The organism is Phenylobacterium sp., assembly GCF_004799395.1.
GTDB lineage: Bacteria > Pseudomonadota > Alphaproteobacteria > Caulobacterales > Caulobacteraceae > Phenylobacterium.
In genome coordinates this window covers 1-16,932 of sequence record NZ_SSMZ01000333.1, presented here as the reverse complement: position 1 = coordinate 16,932, position 16,932 = coordinate 1, and the positions used below count along the sequence as shown (strand labels likewise).

Annotated in this window: 12 protein-coding genes and 1 pseudogene; 5 read left to right on the top strand and 8 right to left on the bottom strand. The window is 68.1% G+C overall.

Translation table 11 applies throughout. The features are described from left to right. Positions 1-16: 16 nt before the first annotated feature. The 4 genes and pseudogenes from E8A12_RS22840 to E8A12_RS21420 form a co-directional block, all read right to left on the bottom strand. Positions 17-217: pseudogene (locus E8A12_RS22840) on the bottom strand (cupin domain-containing protein); the annotation flags it as partial. Positions 218-381: 164 nt separating this feature from the next. Continuing rightward, positions 382-2,172 carry a cation:proton antiporter gene (locus tag E8A12_RS21430; RefSeq protein ID WP_293372677.1) on the bottom strand — a complete coding sequence of 597 codons (1,791 nt, stop codon included), beginning with the start codon at positions 2,170-2,172 and terminating at the stop codon, positions 382-384. Positions 2,173-2,222: 50 nt separating this feature from the next. After that, positions 2,223-3,200, bottom strand: coding sequence for a threonine/serine dehydratase (locus E8A12_RS21425; RefSeq protein ID WP_293372675.1), 978 nt, complete (start codon positions 3,198-3,200; stop codon positions 2,223-2,225). Beyond that, the gene (locus E8A12_RS21420) at positions 3,197-3,616 is read right to left on the bottom strand and encodes a VOC family protein (RefSeq protein WP_293372673.1); all 420 of its coding nucleotides are present in this window, start codon (positions 3,614-3,616) and stop codon (positions 3,197-3,199) included. The genes E8A12_RS21425 and E8A12_RS21420 overlap by 4 nt, the downstream gene beginning before the upstream one ends. Positions 3,617-3,861: 245 nt before the next feature. Between E8A12_RS21420 and E8A12_RS21415 the strand changes: the two genes are divergently transcribed. From E8A12_RS21415 to E8A12_RS21400, 4 genes are all read left to right on the top strand, one after another. Beyond that, entirely contained in the window at positions 3,862-5,163 is a 1,302-nt protein-coding gene (locus E8A12_RS21415) for an adenylosuccinate synthase (protein ID WP_293372671.1), read from the top strand. 97 nt (positions 5,164-5,260) lie between these two features. Continuing rightward, the gene (locus tag E8A12_RS21410) at positions 5,261-6,070 is read left to right on the top strand and encodes a response regulator (protein ID WP_293372669.1); all 810 of its coding nucleotides are present in this window, start codon (positions 5,261-5,263) and stop codon (positions 6,068-6,070) included. A gap of 310 nt (positions 6,071-6,380) precedes the next feature. Next, positions 6,381-6,851 (top strand): hypothetical protein, encoded by a 471-nt coding sequence (locus tag E8A12_RS21405; protein WP_293372667.1) that lies wholly within the window; start codon positions 6,381-6,383, stop codon positions 6,849-6,851. Between the two features lie 337 nt (positions 6,852-7,188). Further along, positions 7,189-9,942: a M14 family zinc carboxypeptidase gene (locus E8A12_RS21400; RefSeq protein WP_293372665.1), complete on the top strand. Its 2,754-nt coding sequence runs from the start codon at positions 7,189-7,191 to the stop codon at positions 9,940-9,942. Between the two features lie 502 nt (positions 9,943-10,444). Here the strand turns inward: E8A12_RS21400 and rpoH are convergent. From rpoH to E8A12_RS21380, 4 genes are all read right to left on the bottom strand, one after another. Continuing rightward, positions 10,445-11,332, bottom strand: coding sequence for an RNA polymerase sigma factor RpoH (rpoH, locus tag E8A12_RS21395; RefSeq protein ID WP_293372663.1), 888 nt, complete (start codon positions 11,330-11,332; stop codon positions 10,445-10,447). Between the two features lie 236 nt (positions 11,333-11,568). Next, positions 11,569-14,193: a hypothetical protein gene (locus E8A12_RS21390; RefSeq protein WP_293372661.1), complete on the bottom strand. Its 2,625-nt coding sequence runs from the start codon at positions 14,191-14,193 to the stop codon at positions 11,569-11,571. A 217-nt stretch (positions 14,194-14,410) separates the two neighbouring features. Further along, a complete protein-coding gene (locus E8A12_RS21385; protein ID WP_293372659.1) occupies positions 14,411-15,442 on the bottom strand; it encodes an RluA family pseudouridine synthase in 1,032 nt (343 codons plus the stop codon). Next, entirely contained in the window at positions 15,432-15,761 is a 330-nt protein-coding gene (locus E8A12_RS21380) for a ferritin family protein (protein WP_293372657.1), read from the bottom strand. Before E8A12_RS21380 ends, E8A12_RS21385 begins: the two co-directional genes overlap by 11 nt. A 65-nt stretch (positions 15,762-15,826) precedes the next feature. Here E8A12_RS21380 and E8A12_RS21375 point away from each other — a divergent pair. Next, the coding region (locus E8A12_RS21375; protein ID WP_293372655.1) for an alkaline phosphatase D family protein at positions 15,827-16,932 on the top strand (1,106 nt) is incomplete at its 3' end.

The following is a 16,932-nucleotide window of genomic DNA, read 5'->3' as shown; positions in this document are numbered from 1 at the left end:
AACCGACTTCCAGGTAGAGCGCCATCGCGCCCGATCGGTTGATCATGTGATGGCCGTCGCCGGAGTTCTTGGGGAAGGCCGCGCAATCGCCGGCGCGCAGCAGGGTCTCGCCGGCGTCTTCGATCAGCGTCAGTTCGCCTTCGAGCAGATAGACGAACTCGTCCTCGTGGCTGTGCCAGTGCCGCTGGCTGGACCACCCGCCCGGCGGCAGGCGCATGAGATTGACGCCGAAATCGGTGAGCCCGCCAGCATTGCCCAGTCGCTGCCGAATCCGCTCGGCGCAGGGCGCGTCGAAGGGCGGCGGATAGCCCGAGCCTTGACGTTGCGGGACGTCGGCGAGGTCGATCTTGGGCATGGCGGTCTGCCTCCTTCAACAGCCTGTCAGGTCGGCCCACGGCCATCGCGGGCGCGGCGCACCCGGGCGCCCAGGGCCAGCGGGCGGTTGAGCAGCTTGCGGAACTCGTCGCGCTTCTCGTGGATCGAGGCGATCACCAGGCCCATGGGCACGCCCAGGTCGACCAGCAGGCTTTCGGAGAGCTGCAGGCTGGCCTCAATGGTCTCCGGCACCGCGTCGGTGACGCCCAGTGCATAGAGTCGGCCCGCATGACGCGCGTCGCGGGCGCGGGCGACGATCATCAGATCGGGCCGCAACTCTTTCGCCGAAGCGACCACCGCCTCAGCCCCGTCGGGGCTGTCCATGGTGACGACAAGGGCCGGAGCGGTATCCAGGCCGCAGCGGCGCAAGAGCTCCGGCCGCGAGGCGTCGCCGAAGTAGATGGTCTTGTCCTCGCGCCGCGCGGCGTCGACCAGGCGGGTGTCGCGCTCGATGGCGGTCCAGGGCACGGCGTGATGGGTCAGCATCTCGCCAACCAGCCGGCCGACCCGGCCGAATCCCACGATCAGCACTCGGGTGTCGGAGCCGCGCGGCAGGGAAGGCGGCTGGTGCTCAGGCGTGGCGGCAGCTGAACCCTGGCCGATCCGCGCGCCGAGCGTCGTGAGGGCGGGAATGGCGAACATGGTCAGGGTGACGGCGGTCAGCGAGGCCTGGCCCGTGCCCTCCGGGAACAGGCCCGCGGCCGTGGCCTGATTGACCACGATGAAAGCGAACTCGCCGCCGGCCGCCAGCGCCAGGCCGGCCTCGAGAGCGCTGCGGGCCTTGAGCCGGAAGAGACGGGCCAGAATGGCGACCGAGCTGGTCTTGAGCGCAAGCAGGGCCGCGGCGATGCCCAGCACCAGCATGGGCTCGCGGAACAGCAGCGACAGGTCGAGGCCGATGCCCATGGAGAGGAAGAAGAGGCCGAGCAGCAGACCCTTGAAGGGCTCGACGGTGACCTCGACCTCATGGCGGTACTCGGTCTCGGCCAGCAGCAGGCCGGCGATGAAGGCCCCCAGGCCCATGGAAAGGCCGGTGGCGGCGGCCACCAGTCCCGCGCCGATCACCACCAGGAGGCTGGCGGCCACGAACAGCTCCTGGCTGCGCGCCTTGGCCACCGAGCGCATCATCGGGCGAAGCAGCAGCCGTCCGGCCACGGCCAGGATCAGCAGCCCGCCGATCCGCGGAGCCAGCGCCCACAGGACTTCCGGACCCAGGCCGTTCGCACCGCTGCCGATGACGCTGAGACCCACCAGGAGCGGCGCGACCGCGATGTCCTGGAACAGCAGCACCGAAAACACCGCGCGCCCGGCCGACGACTGCAGCCGCTTCTTCTCGGCGAGCGCCGGCATCGCGACGGCCGTCGAGGAGAGCGCCAGCGCCAGACCGAGCACCCCGGCCACCAGCGGCGTGAGATGCAGGACGGCGACGCCGGCCGCCGCCAGCAGGGCCGCGCCGACGATCACCTGCGCGGCGCCTAGGCCGAAGACCATGCGGCGCATGGCCCTCAAGCGCTCCCACGACAGCTCCAGGCCGATGGTGAACAGCAGGAAGACCACGCCGAACTCGGCGAGCTGGGCCACTTCGGCCGGCTCTTCGACGGTGAAGGCGGCGAGCCACGGGACCCGTTCGGAAAGCGCGCCCAGACCTTCCGGGCCCAGGATCACGCCCGCGCCCAGGAACCCCAGGATCGGCGAGATCTTCAGCCGCGTGGCGAGCGGAACCACGATCCCCGCCGTCGCCAGGAAGAGGACGAGGTCCTTGTAGTCGCCGGGCGAGACACCGTGGGCTTCGGTCATCCCCAATTGGTGCGGGACGACGAGGGCGGCCGCAAGACCGCGCTTCGGCCCTAGATCTCGCCCCTGAGGATCTTGGCGAACAGCGCCGGATCGACGTTGCCGCCGGAAACGACGACGCCCGTGGTCTTACCCCTGGCGTCGACCTTGCCCGTCAGCAAGGCGGCCAGGCCCACCGAACCGCCGGGCTCGATCACCAGCTTCAGCGTCTGGAAGGCGTAGCGCATCGCCTCGGCGACCTCGGGGTCGGTGAGGCCGACGGCGCCGGTGAGGTTGGCTTTCAGGATCGGCCAGGTGACGTCGCCGGTGGACGGGCTTTCCAGGGCGTCGCAGAGGGTGCGCGTCGAGGGCTTGATGGTGACCTTCGCGCCGCTCGCCAGGGACTGGGCGAGGTCGTTGTAGACGGATGGCTCGGCGCCCCAGATCTCCGTTTTCGGCGAGAGTTCCTTCACCACCAGGGAGATCCCCGACAGCAGGCCGCCGCCGCCGACCGGCGAGACCAGGGTGTCGAAGACCGCGTTCGCCGCCTTGGCCTGGGCCATCATCTCCAGGCCGGCCGTACCCTGGCCCGCTGCGATGTGCGGGTCGTCGAAGGCCGGCACCACCACGGCGCCGCGGCTCTTGGCGATCTCGTCGGAAATCGCCTCGCGGCTTTCGTTGATGCGGTCGTAGAGCCGGATCTCCGCGCCATAGCCGCGGGTGGCCTCGACCTTGATGGCCGGGGCGTCGGACGGCATGACGATCATCGCCGGCATGCCCAGCAGCTTCGCCGCGAGTGCCACGCCCTGGGCATGGTTGCCCGAGGAGAAGGCGACGACGCCGGCCTTGCGCTGCTCGGCGTCGAGCTGGACCAGGCGGTTGTAGGCGCCGCGGAACTTGAAGGCGCCGACCCGTTGCATGGTCTCGAGCTTCAGGAGCACGCGGCCGCCAAGGCGCTCGTTCAGCGCCGGGCTCTCGAACAGTGGGGTCTCGACCGCGTGGCCCTTCAGGCGCTCGGCGGCGGCCTGGACGTCGGCGAAGGTCACGCTCATTTGGCGAACACCATGGCGTCGTCGGCGAAGGCCTTGAACTCCAGCGCGTTGCCGCTGGGGTCGAGGAAGAACATGGTCGACTGCTCGCCCGGCTCGCCCTTGAAGCGGGTGTAGGGCTCGATGACGAACCGGGTCCCGGCGGCCTTCAGTCGCTCGGCGAGGACGTCCCAGTCGGCCGGCGACAGGAGAGCGCCGAAATGGCGGACCGGCACGTTGTGACCATCCACGTCGTTGGTGGACTTATGGCCCACCTCATCAGGCGCTAGGTGGGCGACGATCTGGTGGCCGTGAAAATCGAAGTCGATCCACTCGTCGCTGGAGCGCCCTTCCGGACAGCCCAGCAGGAGGCCGTAGAAGGCGCGGGCTTCGGCGAGATCGCGAACGGGAAAAGCCAGGTGGAAACGCGGAATGTCCATGTCTGCCTCACGGGGGCGCACCGCACTGGCGCCCGACGGCTCGCCTGATAGCGTGAGCGGAGGCTTCGCGGAACCTCTCCGCCCACATGAATTCGGAGGGAGAGGAGGCTTGAGTCGACCGCCGCTCTCGTCTACACACCCGCCGCGCCCGGTTTGCTGGGCCCCAGACCTGATCCAGGCCATCCGCCGAGTCCCTGTCGAAGGGCGGCTGGTTCTCTCCGGCAGGGAGAGGGATCGTATCCAAAATGGCCAATGTGACCGTGATCGGCGCCCAGTGGGGCGACGAGGGCAAGGGCAAGCTCGTCGACTGGCTGTCGAACCGCGCCGACGTGGTGGTGCGCTTCCAAGGCGGCCACAACGCGGGCCACACCCTGGTGGTGGGCGACCAGGTCTACAAGCTGTCGCTGCTGCCCTCCGGCGTAGTGCAGGGCAAGCTGTCGGTGATCGGCAACGGCGTGGTGGTCGATCCCTGGCACCTCCTGGAAGAGATCGCCAAGATCGGCGCCCAGGGCATCACGATCACCCCCGACCTCCTGGTGCTGGCCGACAACGCCTGCCTGATCCTGCCCCTGCATCGCGACCTGGACCAGGCCCGCGAGGCCGCGGCGACCAACAAGATCGGCACCACAGGGCGCGGAATCGGCCCGGCCTATGAAGACAAGGTCGGCCGCCGCGCGATCCGCGTCGCCGACCTCGCCGACCGGGAGGCGCTGGAGGCCAAGATCGACCGCCTCCTGGCCCACCACGCGCCCCTGCGCCGGGGTCTGGGCCTGCCGGAGGCCGACGGCGCCGCCCTGCTGGCCGAGCTGGAGCGCATGGCGCCGCTGATCCTGCCCTTCGCCAAGCCCGCGTGGCTGCTGCTGGGCGAGCTGGTGAAATCCGGCAAGCGGGTGCTGTTCGAGGGGGCTCAGGGGGCCCTGCTCGACGTCGACCACGGCACCTACCCTTACGTGACCTCGTCCAACACCGTGGCCGGGCAGGCCGCGGCGGGCTCGGGCCTTGGGCCGAAGGGGCCAGGCTATGTGCTGGGGATCGTCAAGGCCTACACCACCCGCGTCGGCGAGGGGCCGTTCCCGACGGAGCTTACCGACGAAGTCGGCCAGCACCTGGGCACAATCGGCAAGGAGTTCGGCACGGTGACCGGCCGTTCGCGCCGCTGCGGCTGGTTCGACGCGGCCCTGGTGCGCCAGTCGGTGGCCCTCAATGGGATCAGCGGAATCGCGCTGACCAAGCTCGACGTCCTGGACGGCCTGGCGACGCTCCAGATCTGCACCGGCTACCGGCTCAAGACCGCTGAAGGGGGCGATCAGGACTTCAGCTACCTGCCCGCCGGTCTGAAGGCGCAAAGTCAGCTGAGCCCCGTCTACGAGGAGATGGAGGGTTGGAGCGAGACCACCCAGGGCGCGCGGTCCTGGCGCGACCTGCCGGCCAATGCGGTGAAGTACGTGCGCCGGATCGAGGAACTGATCGGGGCCCCGGTGGCGCTGCTTTCCACCAGTCCGCAGCGTGACGACACCATCCTGATGCGCGACCCGTTCCAGGACTAGCGGCGGCTCGCCGCAGCCCCTGGTTGAACGTGGTTATCGTCAATTCGTTCTTTACCCACGCGGCTTTACGGTCGGCGAAGTAGCCGGAGCCCGCCCCTTGTTCAACGCCGACGCCAAGATCGTCCAGCGGATGGTCCCGCTGATGCAGCGGGTGATGATCGTCGATCCGCAGCCGGCGGGCGCCAGGCTGATCGGCGAACTGATGCGCGACATCGCCCGTTCGCAGGTCTGGGTGGCCGAGACCAATGAGAAAGCCATCCGCCTGGCCGGCAGCTACGACCCGCACATCATCTTCGCCGAGATGGGCCCCGGCGCCGTCGACGGCATCGCCTTCACCCGCGAGCTGCGCCGCAGCCACCTGTCGGCGCGCTATGCCCCGGTGATCATGGTCACCGGTCAGGCCACGGCCGCCGGCATCCTGGCCGCCCGCGACGGCGGCGTGCACGAGTTCCTGCGCAAGCCCTTCACCATGAAGGACCTGCTGCGCCGGCTGGAAGCGGTGACGCTGCGCCAGCGCGACTGGGTCGAGGCGGTGGACTACGTCGGCCCCGACAGGCGGCGGTTCAACTCGGGCGACTACCAGGGCTCGCTGAAGCGCCGCTCCGACGCCCGCGAGACGCCCGACAGCGAACGTCTGGCCCAGGCGCTGAAGATCCTGCGCTCGGCCATCGTCGCGGTGGCGTCCGACCCGGTGCAGGCGATGCGATCCATGCAGGCCCAGGTCGTCGACCTGCGCAAATGCGGCATGAGTGTCGCCGACCTGAAGCTGACAACCGCCGCCATCGACTTCGGTCGCGTGCTCGACGAGGCCGAACGGAAGGGCGTCCCCTACGATCAGGCGATGCTCACCGAAAAGGCCGCCACCCTGCTGGCCTACATGCCCAAGGAAGACGCGGTCGCGGCCTGAGGGCGCGGTCTGACCGCAGCCCAGCGCCCCAAGCCGATCGGCGATCGGCGATCACCGGCCCGGGGCTGAGCGCCGGTCCGGAACCCCCTCGGGGAAAACGACCGAAGACCTCCACGGATCAGCGTCCCCCGCGATAGCTGCTGGCCGGCTAAGTGCCCGGATGAAAAAAACTTTATGTTGCGTCGGGCGACTAAAATCCGGCGCCCGCATTCCTAAATTGGGTTGGACGCCCTGAGGCCGGAATGGGCCGGGAGGGCTTCAGCTTCGACCGACGGCCATTCGCGACCCTCGGCCTCTGATGGAGGTCACAATGAAGAAGATTCTCACTACGCTCGCCGCCGCGACCCTATTGCTCGCGCCGCTCGCGGCTGAAGCCCAGCACGGCGGCTCCCATGGCGGCGGAGGCGGCGGCTTCCACGGTGGCGGCGGTGGCTTTCATGGCGGTGGCGGCTTCCACGGGGGCGGCACAGGCTTCCATGGCGGCGGCTTCCATGGCGGCGGCTATCACGGCGGATATGGTGGCGGATACGGTTGGGGCCTAGGCGCCGCCGGACTGGGTTTCTTCGCGGGCGCGGCCCTGGCTGACCCCTGGTACGGCGACTACGGCTACGACGATTACGCCTACGGCCCCCCGATGGCCTATGGCTATCCCCCCTATGACTATGGGCCGGCGCCGGCGACTGCGCCCCCGGCGCAAGCTTGCGGCCAATGGATCTGGAATGCGGGCGCTTCGAAATATGACTGGGCCCCCGGCCCCTGTCCCACGCCGCCCGTCGATTGACGTCGCGGTCTCGCCCAGCGGCCACGCCGCAGCGACAGCGGTTCCGACGGTGAAATTCTTTTCACTCGTCCGCCGAACGTCGGGGAATATGATCGCGACGTAGGCAGGAAATCGCCGGTTTTCCGTTCTGCCCAATCCCCCCGGGCGCGGAAAGCGGCCCGCTTCGGCGACCCCAAACACGCCGGAGCGGGCAACGCTTTGCCTCTCGCCGGCCGCGCCCTGATCCGCCTGCGCCGTTGACGCGGCGCCCGCCTCCGCTATCCCTGCGACCCAGTCGAGTTTGGGGAAGCCAGGTATGTTGCTTGTCAAAGCCTTTGCGCGTGGGGCTGCGCTGTCCATGGCGTTGGTTGTTCCCGCCTTCGCTCAGCAGGCCATGGATCCCACCTTCGCCGAGCATCAGAAGGCCTGGACCACCAAGCCGGAGTTCTCGAGCCCGCTGGTTGATCACCTGCCGGTCGTGACGACCGTGCCCAGCCCGCGCGATGTGCTGGGCCACGACATCGGCGCGCCCCGGGTGCTTGACCACTATGACGCGATCCTGAAGTACTACCGCGCGCTCGCCGCCAAGTCGCCGCGGGTGAAGATCGTCGAGACCGGCAAGACCGAGGAGGGCCGGCCCACGGTGGTGGTGCTGATCTCGTCGGACGAGAACATGGCCAACGTCGAGGCCAACCGGAAGAACCTCGCGCGCCTGGCTGACCCGCGCGGCCTCAGCGACGCCGACGCCAAGACGATCATCGCCCGGACCAAGCCGATGTACGTGGCGCTGGGCGGCCTGCACTCGGCCGAGACCGGGCCGCCGGAGATGCTGATGGAGCTGGCCTATCGGCTGATCACCGAGGACAGCCCGCTGATCCAGCAGATCCGCGCCAACGTCATCGTCGGCATCAATCCGGCCACCGACCCCGACGGGCGCGACCGCTATACGGACTGGTACTACCGCAACAAGATCGACGACACCGACGACCTCAACGCCGTCCCCGGCGCGCCCTACTGGGGCAAATACATCTTCCACGACAACAACCGGGACATCAACTACACCGGGCTTAGCGCGCGGAATCTGTTGGACTTTTATCTGCAGTGGCATCCGCCGGTGATGCACGACCTGCATGAGTCCGTGCCCTTCCTCTACACCTTCTCGGGCCAGGCGCCGCAGAACCCGAGCCTGGACCCGATCCTGTTCGGGGAGATGCCCTGGATCGCCAACTTCGAGATGGCGCAGCTGACCAAGTACGGCATGCCGGGCGTCTGGACCCACGGCTACGTGGACGAGTGGTCGCCGGGCTACGTGGGCTTCATGTCCACCAACCACAACGGCCTCTTCAAGATGTACGAGACCTTTGGCAACGGCGGCGCCACGACGGAGCTCCGCCACGTCAAGCCGGTGGACGGGCCGGGGGAGGACCTGCACGCCCAGGACCAGACCACCCGCGACTGGTTCCGACCGGACCCGGCCTACAAGGTCGTCGAATGGTCGATGCGCAACAACACCAACTACATGGAGACCGGCGTTCTGACCGGGCTCTCGGCGGTGGCGTCGAACCCGCAGCTAATCGTCGAGAACTTCTATCAGAAGAGCCGCAACTCCATCGAGGCGGGCCGCAAGGACGCGCCCTACGCCTTCGTCATCCCGGGCGACCAGCCGGACATGACGCGAGCGGCCCTGGTGGTGAACCTCTTGCGCATGCAGGGGATCGAGGTCGGCCAGACCACGGTCGCAATCACGCTGAAGGAAGGCAAGTTCCCGTCCGGATCCTTCATTGTCAAACGCGACCAGCCCTATGGTCGCCTGGCCAAGATCCTGCTGGAGAAGCAGATCTTCCCCGACAACAAGCTCAGGACCTATGACGACAGCGCCTGGACCATGGGGATGATGGCCCATGTGAAGGTAACGCCCAGCGCCGACCTGAAGGCGCTCGACGTGGCGACGACGCCGGTGGACCAGGACAGGCCGCAAGGGTCGATCGGCGCGGCGGGCGCGGGGACTTACGCGGTGATCGACCACGGCTCGATCAACCTGGCCACCCTGCGCTACCGGCTGAAGGGCGAAGGCGTGCGGATCGCCGAGGCGTCGTTCAAGGCCGGCGATGTGGCGGTCCCGGCCGGCTCGTTCCTGGTGGAGGGCAAGGCCTACGACAAGCTGAAGGCCGCGGTGGTCCCGCTGGGGCTGACGGCGGTGGCGTTGACGGAGAAGCCGACCGTGGCCAGCCACGAGGCGGCCCTGCCGCGCCTGGCGGTCTATTCCACCTGGGGCTCGACCCAGAACGTCGGTTGGGTGCGCTACGCCTTCGACCAGTATGAGACGCCCTACGACCTGATCTTCAAGGACGAGGTGAAGAAGGGGTCCTTGCGTGCCAAGTACGACGTGATCGTGGTCCCGAGCCAGGGCCGCTCGTCGAAGAACTTCGTCTTCGACATCCCCATGACCGGCAAGCCGCTGCCCTACACCAAGACGGCGGAATATCCGACGCAGGGGGCCTACGGTTCGTCGCCGGATATCCGCGGCGGCCTGGGGCTGACCGGGCTGGAGGAACTGCGCAAGTTCGTGGCCGACGGCGGGACCCTGATCACGCTGGGTGATTCCAGCGCCGTACCTGCCGACTTCGGGATCACCCCGCAGGCCGAGATCCGGCGGCCGGGCGCGACCTTCTATGCGCCGGGCCCGATCGTCACGGCGAAGATCCTGAAGCCCGCCAACCCGATCTTTTACGGCTACACCGAGCCCACGACGACGGTGCGCTGGGCCTCGGCCTCGCTGCTGTCCCTGCCGTTGCGCGACCAGCAGAACGTGTTGATGAGCTTCCCCGGCGGCGACAAGGCCGTGCAGAGCGGGCTGATGGTCGGCGCCTCGGACGTGAAGGACCGCCCGGCCATCGTCGACCTGCCGGTGGGCCAGGGGCAGGTGGTGATGTTCATGACCAACCCGATCTACCGCTGGCAGAACTTCGGCGAGTACCGGATGCTTTACAACGCGCTGTTCTCCTACAAGGACCTGCGCACAGGCCTGGGCGGCCCGCCCATCATCCCCGACCCCAACGCCAAGGACGACGAGAAGAAGCCGGACGCGGACGACAAGAAGGTGGAGGGGTAGGCCTAAAGGCTCCGCAAGAGTGGCGCCTCAGTCGTTTGAACCACGGAAAACACGAAAGAGGACAGCCGAGCCGGCCGGCTATGAAAGTGTTAGGCCAAGCACCTTTTCGCTGGACACTATTTGAGAATAGTCCCGGCACGTATGTCCTTTCCGCTCTGTGCGGAAGGGTCGTTCAATACGGCGTCGACATTCTGCTCTCAGCCGATGAAGCTCGTGCGTACGAGGAAACCGGTGAGACCACTATCGATGCACTTGCGGACGCCGTCTACGCAGACCCGGGTCACTACCAGGCGAGAGCGTTGATCGACTTTGCGAACGGTAATGGCTGGCGCAACGCGATCGACGAATGGCGAGAAGCACGCCGATAGGCATTGGAAGCGACGGCAGAGCCGCCCGTGTCGCGCAAAAGGCAGACTGCTTCGGCGCCCCGTTCCGTGTTCAAAAACTGCAAATAGAAAGCCGCCTCTCGGCGGCTTTCTCTCAGTGCGGCATCTTGTGAGCCCTACGCGTCGACCAGGTTGCGGTCCAGTGCGGCGGCCTTCATCGACTTCTGCAGCTTCTCGAACGCGCGGACCTCGATCTGGCGGACCCGCTCGCGGCTGACGCCGTATTGCGAGGCGAGCTCTTCGAGCGTGGTGGGTTCGTCCTTCAGGCGCCGCTCGGTCAGGATGTGACGCTCGCGGTCGGAGAGTTCGGTCATGGCCTCTTCCAGGAGACCCATGCGCAAGGACTTTTCCTGGGTGTCGGCGACCACGGTCTCCTGAGACGGCGTGGTGTCGTCCACCAGCCAGTCCTGCCATTCGCTCTCCGAGTCCGCGCGCATCGGCGAGTTCAGCGAGGCGTCGCCGCCGGAAAGCCGGCGGTTCATCGAGATGACTTCCTCGTTGAGCACGCCCAGCTTGGTGGCGATGGTCGAGACCTGATCGGGATGCAGGTCGCCCTCCTGCAGGGCCGAGATCTCGCTCTTGGCCTTCCGCAGGTTGAAGAACAGCTTCTTCTGGGCGGCGGTGGTGCCCATCTTCACCAGGCTCCACGAGCGCAGGATGTATTCCTGGATCGAGGCGCGGATCCACCACATGGCGTAGGTCGCCAGACGGAAGCCCTTGTCCGGATCAAACTTCTTCACTGCCTGCATCAGGCCGACGTTGCCTTCGGAGATCACTTCGCCGATCGGCAGGCCGTAGCCGCGGTAGCCCATGGCGATCTTGGCCACCAGACGCAGGTGGCTGGTGACCAGCCGATGGGCGGCTTCGGGGTCTTCGTGCTCCTGCCAGCGCTTGGCGAGCATGAACTCCTCGTCCTTCGCCAGCATCGGGAACTTGCGGATTTCAGACAGATAACGGCTGAGGCCACCGTCGGGTGACATCACGGACAGGGCGCTTGCGGCCATTGTTCTTCTTCCCCTTCTCTCCTGGACGTCCGGGCCGGCGCGCTCGTCGCGCGCAAGGTCCAGCCACCCCCTCAACCCCTCAGATATGTACGAGGTTGCGGTTGTGGAAGACCCGGGAGCGAACCCGGAATGTCCTACTGCTCTAGTGGGACTTTCTAGCCCCCGAAATGGGCGCCTTCAAGGCATGGATTCTCACATGGCGTGCAGCAAAGCTCACGGTCGCGTCTTGATCAGGATCAGGAGAACAGCTTGCGCAGCTCGATCTTCCAGGTGCGGCCCAACGGGTCGAGATAGGCCGGCTGGAAGTTGATCGGCGTCGCGCCGGTCATATCGTGCACCGAGATGCGCTGGTCGAAGATGTTGGCCACGGAGAAGGAGACGCGAACCCCCTTCAGCCACGGCTGCTGCTCCACCAGGGTCTTGCGCTGGGTGAGGTCGGCGAACACCCGGGCGTTGACCTTGATCAGGCCGGAGAAATCGAGGTCGCCGGTCGAGCCGGCGGCGCCCTTGACCGTGGTGCCGCTCTTCCAGTCGGCGTTCAGCTCCGCGCCATAGCCGCGCTCGGCGATGTTGATCTGCGCCTGGATTTCCTGTTGCGGCTGGCCGCCGGCGCCGCCCAGGGAGGCGCCATTGAGGAAGTCGATTAGCGGTCCGCCCGGCCGGGCGAGGAACCGGTCGGCGAAGTAGACGGTGTGGAAGACGCTGATGCGCAGCCGTCCGTCCTGGCCTCCGCCGCCGCGTCCGCCAGGTCCGCCAGGCCCGCCACGCCCGCCGCCGAACCCGCCGCCGCCCGGACCGCCGCCACCTGCCACAGCGCCCAGTGGAGGCCCGCCGACCGGCGGGACGCCCCCGGCGTCGGGGGTTGCGCCCGGCGTTCCGGGCGGCCCTCCGACCGAGCCGTCCGGCGGCGGTCCGCCGGCGCCCGGTTGCGGGCCGCCGGGCCCCCGGCCGAGCGCGCCGGCGACGCCGGCGCGGCGGAGCTGCTGGAACAGCTGGTTGCGCGGCGGCGGAGCGGTCTTGGGCCCGATCGGGCGGGAATAGTCGAAGCCCCACTTCAGCGAGTTGACGTCCTCGCTGGCGAAGTTCACCGGCCGATAGTCCACTTCGGTCAGATCGCCATTGTCGTCGCGGATGAAGCGGTCGGGGAACGCCGCCTCGAGGGCCGCCGTGGCGGCGGGGAAGGTGGTGATCGGGTTGCGGTAGTGGATCTGATTGTAGTCGGCGCGGAAGATCAGCTGCTTGTCCTGGAACGGCTGGTAGGTGATCCGCGCGGAGAAGCGGTCGCGATTGTCCTTGGTCAGGGTCGAATTGCCGCCGGTGATTTCGGTGACGTCGACCGTCTGGCCCGTGGCGAAGTCGAAGATCCGCGTATTGGGCGTGAGCAGCAGGGCAGCGCCGCTCTGTTGCTGGCTGGGCGCGGCCTGGTCGTGCAGTTCGTTGACCAGGATGGACAGCCCGGTGATCGGCGACCAGTGCACGCCGTAGCCGAAGGTCTGCAGGACGCCGTAGCCGGTGACCGTCTGGGCCGCCACGTGGGCGTTGACGGTGACGTCGCCGAACATCGGCAGGACCTTGTTCTTGGTGCTGGTGAGCGGCAGGTCGATGCTCGCCTGGACGTTGCCGCTGTCCTGCGAGAAGTTCTGGGACTCGCTCAATTCCAGCCGCTGGGATTCCGACTGGAAAGCCGAGCTGGTTGCGCCAAGGCGGAAGCTGGTGCGGATCTCGCCGGCCGGGATGGTCCAGATCGGCCCCGAAGCCACGAACTGCATGTTGGCGGTGTCGGTGATGGTGCGCGAGGTGTCCGGGGCGGCCCGCACCAGCAGATTGGTGGGATAGGGTCCGGCCGGATTGACCGTCCCGGCCAGGATCGCCGCCTCCAGGGCCGTGGAGCTAAAGCCGGTGTCGTTGTCGTTGATGGTGTCGGCGTGGTCGTAGTTGCCGGTCAGCGCCAGGCGCCACCGCGAGATGTCGCGGTTGAAGCTCATGCCTAAGTGCCCGGTCCAGGCGTCGGAGGTCTGGTTCAGGGGGCCGAGGCCGGTGACCAGCCGATCGACCTGAAGACCGGACGCGGTGGCGAAGTCGATGGCCGGCAGCCCGCGCTGGGCGTCGGTGGTGGTGTCCTGAAGGGTGACGTTCACCGTGGCGCTGATGCCGGCGATGAACGGCCGCGTGTAGACGGCGTTCAGCGACACCATCTGGCTCTCGGGCTGGAGGGTCCGATAGGGCCGCTGGTCGACCGGATTGCCGGCGAGATCGAGGGTCGGCCCGGTGGCCAGGGACGTGACGCCCCTTTGCGCCTCGGTCAGGGCGGCCTGCGGGTCGAACTTGAGGTCGAGGTTGAGGCGCTGCTCGCCGTTGATGCGGGTGATGCCGCCTTCCGCCTGGCCCGAAGCCCCGCCGCCCTCGGTGGAGGCGCCGCCCTGCAGGTCGGCCAGCACCACGTCGACGTGGTCTTTCAGCACGATGTTGACCACCCGCTGATTGGCCGAGAAGCCGTATTTCAGCGCGGCTTCCTCCGGCAGGATGTCGACCCGCAGGATCGCCTCGGTGGGCAGGTTGCGGATCTCATTGATGCCGCTGATCCGCCGGCCGTTGACCAGGATCGCCGGGCCCTCGCCGCCACGGCCCGAGTTGGAGCCGATCTCGGGCGCCAGCTCATTGAGCAGTTCGGTGATGGTCGAGACACCATAGGCCTGGACGTCCTCCGGCTGCAGCTGCAGGTCGGGCTTGATATCGCCGACCACCGCGCCGGGCTCGACCTTGGGGGCGGCGTCGACGACCAGCTCCGAGACGGCGGGCGATTTCGGCGCGACCGGAGCAGGCGCAGCCAGCGCGGGCGCGGCGGCCGTCATGACGGCCACGCTTGCGCCGGCGCACAACAGGCCGGCCCGGCGGGCGCGCCGCGAAGATTCAGAAGCGGTCAAAGTCACGCGTCGTCCATCCAAAGGCCGGCCGCGTGGCCCGCCAGTCGCCCCCAAGGCTCCAGCGATCAGACGTCGCCGTTCAGCCCGGCCAAATAAGGGCGCCATTGTTGCGAGGCGATTACCCTCCCCCGACCGGTCGTGCGCAGATGAAATTTCAGAGGTCCTCGAGCAACGCCTGCAGCCTCGCCATGTCGGCCGGCAAGGGGCTCTCGAAGCGCATCGCCTGGCCAGTGACGGGATGGCGGAAACCCAGCACCGCGGCGTGCAGCGCCTGGCGCGTCAGGCCGGCCTCGGCGACGGCCGCGCGGACCGCATTGGCCGGCGGGCCGGAGCCGTACAGCGGATCGCCGAGGCATGGCGCGCCGACCGAGGCCAGGTGCACGCGGATCTGGTGGGTGCGGCCGGTCTCCAGGGTGCAGGCGATGCGCGCCGCGAGTGGCCTGTCCTTCGCGCCGAAGGTCCGCTCGACGACGTAGTGGGTGATCGCATGGCGGCCGCCGGACTTCACCAGGGCCATCTTCTTGCGGTCGGCGGAGGAGCGGCCGATGGCTCCTTCGATGGTTCCCCTGGCCGCGCCCTTTGCGTCCCTGGGCGCGCCGCGGGTCAGAGCGATGTAGACGCGGTCGATGTCGTGGGCGGCGAAGAGGGCGGAAAGGCCCTGGTGGGCGGCGTCGCTCTTGGCCGCCACCACGATGCCGGAGGTGTCCTTGTCGATCCGGTGGACGATGCCCGGCCGGGCCACACCGCCGATGCCCGAGAGGCTGTCGCCGCAGTGGTGCAGCAGGGCGTTGACCAGGGTGCCGCTCTCGCTGCCGGGCGCCGGATGCACGGCCATGCCGGGCGGCTTGTCGACCACGATCAGATGCTCGTCCTCGTAGAGCACGATCAGCGGGATCGCTTCGCCGGCAGGTTCGGCAGCCAGCGGGGCGGGAATTTCCAGCCGGTAATCGCCGGGCACGGCCTTGCCGGAGGCGTTGTTGATAGGCGCGCCATCACGACTGACCCGACCCTCGGCGATCAGCGCCTGGATGCGGGCGCGCGACATCTCCGGCAGCCGCTCGGCCAAGGTCTTGTCGACCCGGCCACCGGCATCCTCGGGCGCGAGCGTCAGGAGGCGCAGGCCGAAGGCCTCTTCCTCGTCGTCCCGCGGACCCTCGGGCGGGACGAGGGTCAGGTCAGTCGCCATCCTTGCCGGTGGCGTCCTCTTCGTGGCCGGTGATCGAGCCTTCGGTGAAGAGATACTCCTTGAGCTGCATGTTCGCCTCGGCGTCGTTGCGGCGGATCCATTCCAGGACCATGGCCGCGTGTTCAAGCTCCTCGCGGGCGTTGTGTCTTAAGATCGCCTCCAGGGTGGGATCGTCGCAGTCGTCAGCCCGCTGGCGATACCAGTCGACCGCCTCGAACTCCTCGATCAGCGAGGTGATCGCATAGTGGAGGTTGAGCGTCCTGCCCTTGAGCTTTTCGCGCGGAACATGAAGGCCTTCGCTGGACACGGTGTCGGACACTCCTGTGATATCGTGGGCTTCTAGATACGTGCGCGAGCCGACAAGCGCGAGGGCGGGAACGACTTATGCGGATCGATAGGCGCAGGGTCCTTGCCGTTCTGGGCCTGGGTGCGGCGGCGTCCGCGCGCCGGGCGCAGGCGCGCGACCGCGTCTCCTTTCAGCATGGCGTAGCCTCGGGCGATCCGCAGCAGGACCGGGTGCTGCTATGGACGCGGATCACCGCGCGAGGTTCCGACAACCTGGCCTTCCGCTGGCGGCTCGATCCTCTGGACGGCAAGGGCGGGGGCAAGCACGGCAGCGGCGTCACCGGCCCGGACCGCGATTTCACCGTCAAGGTGGACGTGGTCAACCTGGACCCTGGCCGGGCCTACAGCTTCCAGTTCGAGTGCGGCGGGGTCAGCTCGCCTGTGGGCCGCACCCACACCCTGCCCGACGGGCCGACCAAGGACGCGGTGCTGGCCTTCTGCGCCTGCGCGCTGTTCCCGAACGGCTATTTCAACGCCTATGGCGCGATCGCCCGGCTTCAGCGCGTCGACGCGATCGTCTGCCTGGGCGACTACATCTACGAGTACGGCGGAACCGGCTCGTACGGGATGGATTCGCCGGTCGCGGGCGAGCGTGCGCCTGACCCAGCCCATGAGTGCGTCAGCCTCGCCGACTACCGCCGCCGTCACGCGCAGTACAAGACCGACCCGCAACTTCAGGCGGCGCACGCGCGGGCGCCCTGGATCGTGGTCTGGGACGATCACGAGACCGCCAACGACGCATGGTTGGACGGGGCCCAGAACCACCAGCCCTCAACCGAGGGCGACTGGAACGTCCGCAAGGCCGTCGCCATCAAGGCCTATTACGAATGGATGCCGATCCGTGAGCCGCCGGGCGGCGGCTTCGCCATCAACCGGTCCTTCGATTTCGGCGACCTGGCGAGCCTGTTCATGCTGGAGACGCGGCTAACCGCCCGCGACCACCAGCTCTATCCCGACACGGAGATGCCCAAGGACCCGACCTTCCCGGAGGTGGCGGCGTTCAAGCGCCGCCTGGCCGACCCCCGGCGCAAGATGATGTCGCCTGGCCAGGAGGCCTGGCTTGGCCAGGGCCTCGAGGAGTCCGTGCGAGCCGCTCGGCCCTGGCAGCTGATCGGCAACGAAGTGGTGATGGCCCGGCTCTCCAC

Bases quoted from the DNA above. Each gene is read 5' to 3' on its own strand.
- E8A12_RS21385 (WP_293372659.1), bottom strand. From the start codon at position 15,442: ATGGCGACTGACCTGACCCTCGTCCCGCCCGAGGGTCCGCGGGACGAC.
- E8A12_RS21405 (WP_293372667.1), top strand. From the start codon at position 6,381: ATGAAGAAGATTCTCACTACGCTCGCCGCCGCGACCCTATTGCTCGCG.
- E8A12_RS21425 (WP_293372675.1), bottom strand. From the start codon at position 3,200: ATGAGCGTGACCTTCGCCGACGTCCAGGCCGCCGCCGAGCGCCTGAAG.
- rpoH (WP_293372663.1), bottom strand. From the start codon at position 11,332: ATGGCCGCAAGCGCCCTGTCCGTGATGTCACCCGACGGTGGCCTCAGC.
- E8A12_RS21400 (WP_293372665.1), top strand. From the start codon at position 7,189: ATGGCGTTGGTTGTTCCCGCCTTCGCTCAGCAGGCCATGGATCCCACC.
- E8A12_RS21415 (WP_293372671.1), top strand. From the start codon at position 3,862: ATGGCCAATGTGACCGTGATCGGCGCCCAGTGGGGCGACGAGGGCAAG.
- E8A12_RS21430 (WP_293372677.1), bottom strand. From the start codon at position 2,172: ATGACCGAAGCCCACGGTGTCTCGCCCGGCGACTACAAGGACCTCGTC.
- E8A12_RS21420 (WP_293372673.1), bottom strand. From the start codon at position 3,616: ATGGACATTCCGCGTTTCCACCTGGCTTTTCCCGTTCGCGATCTCGCC.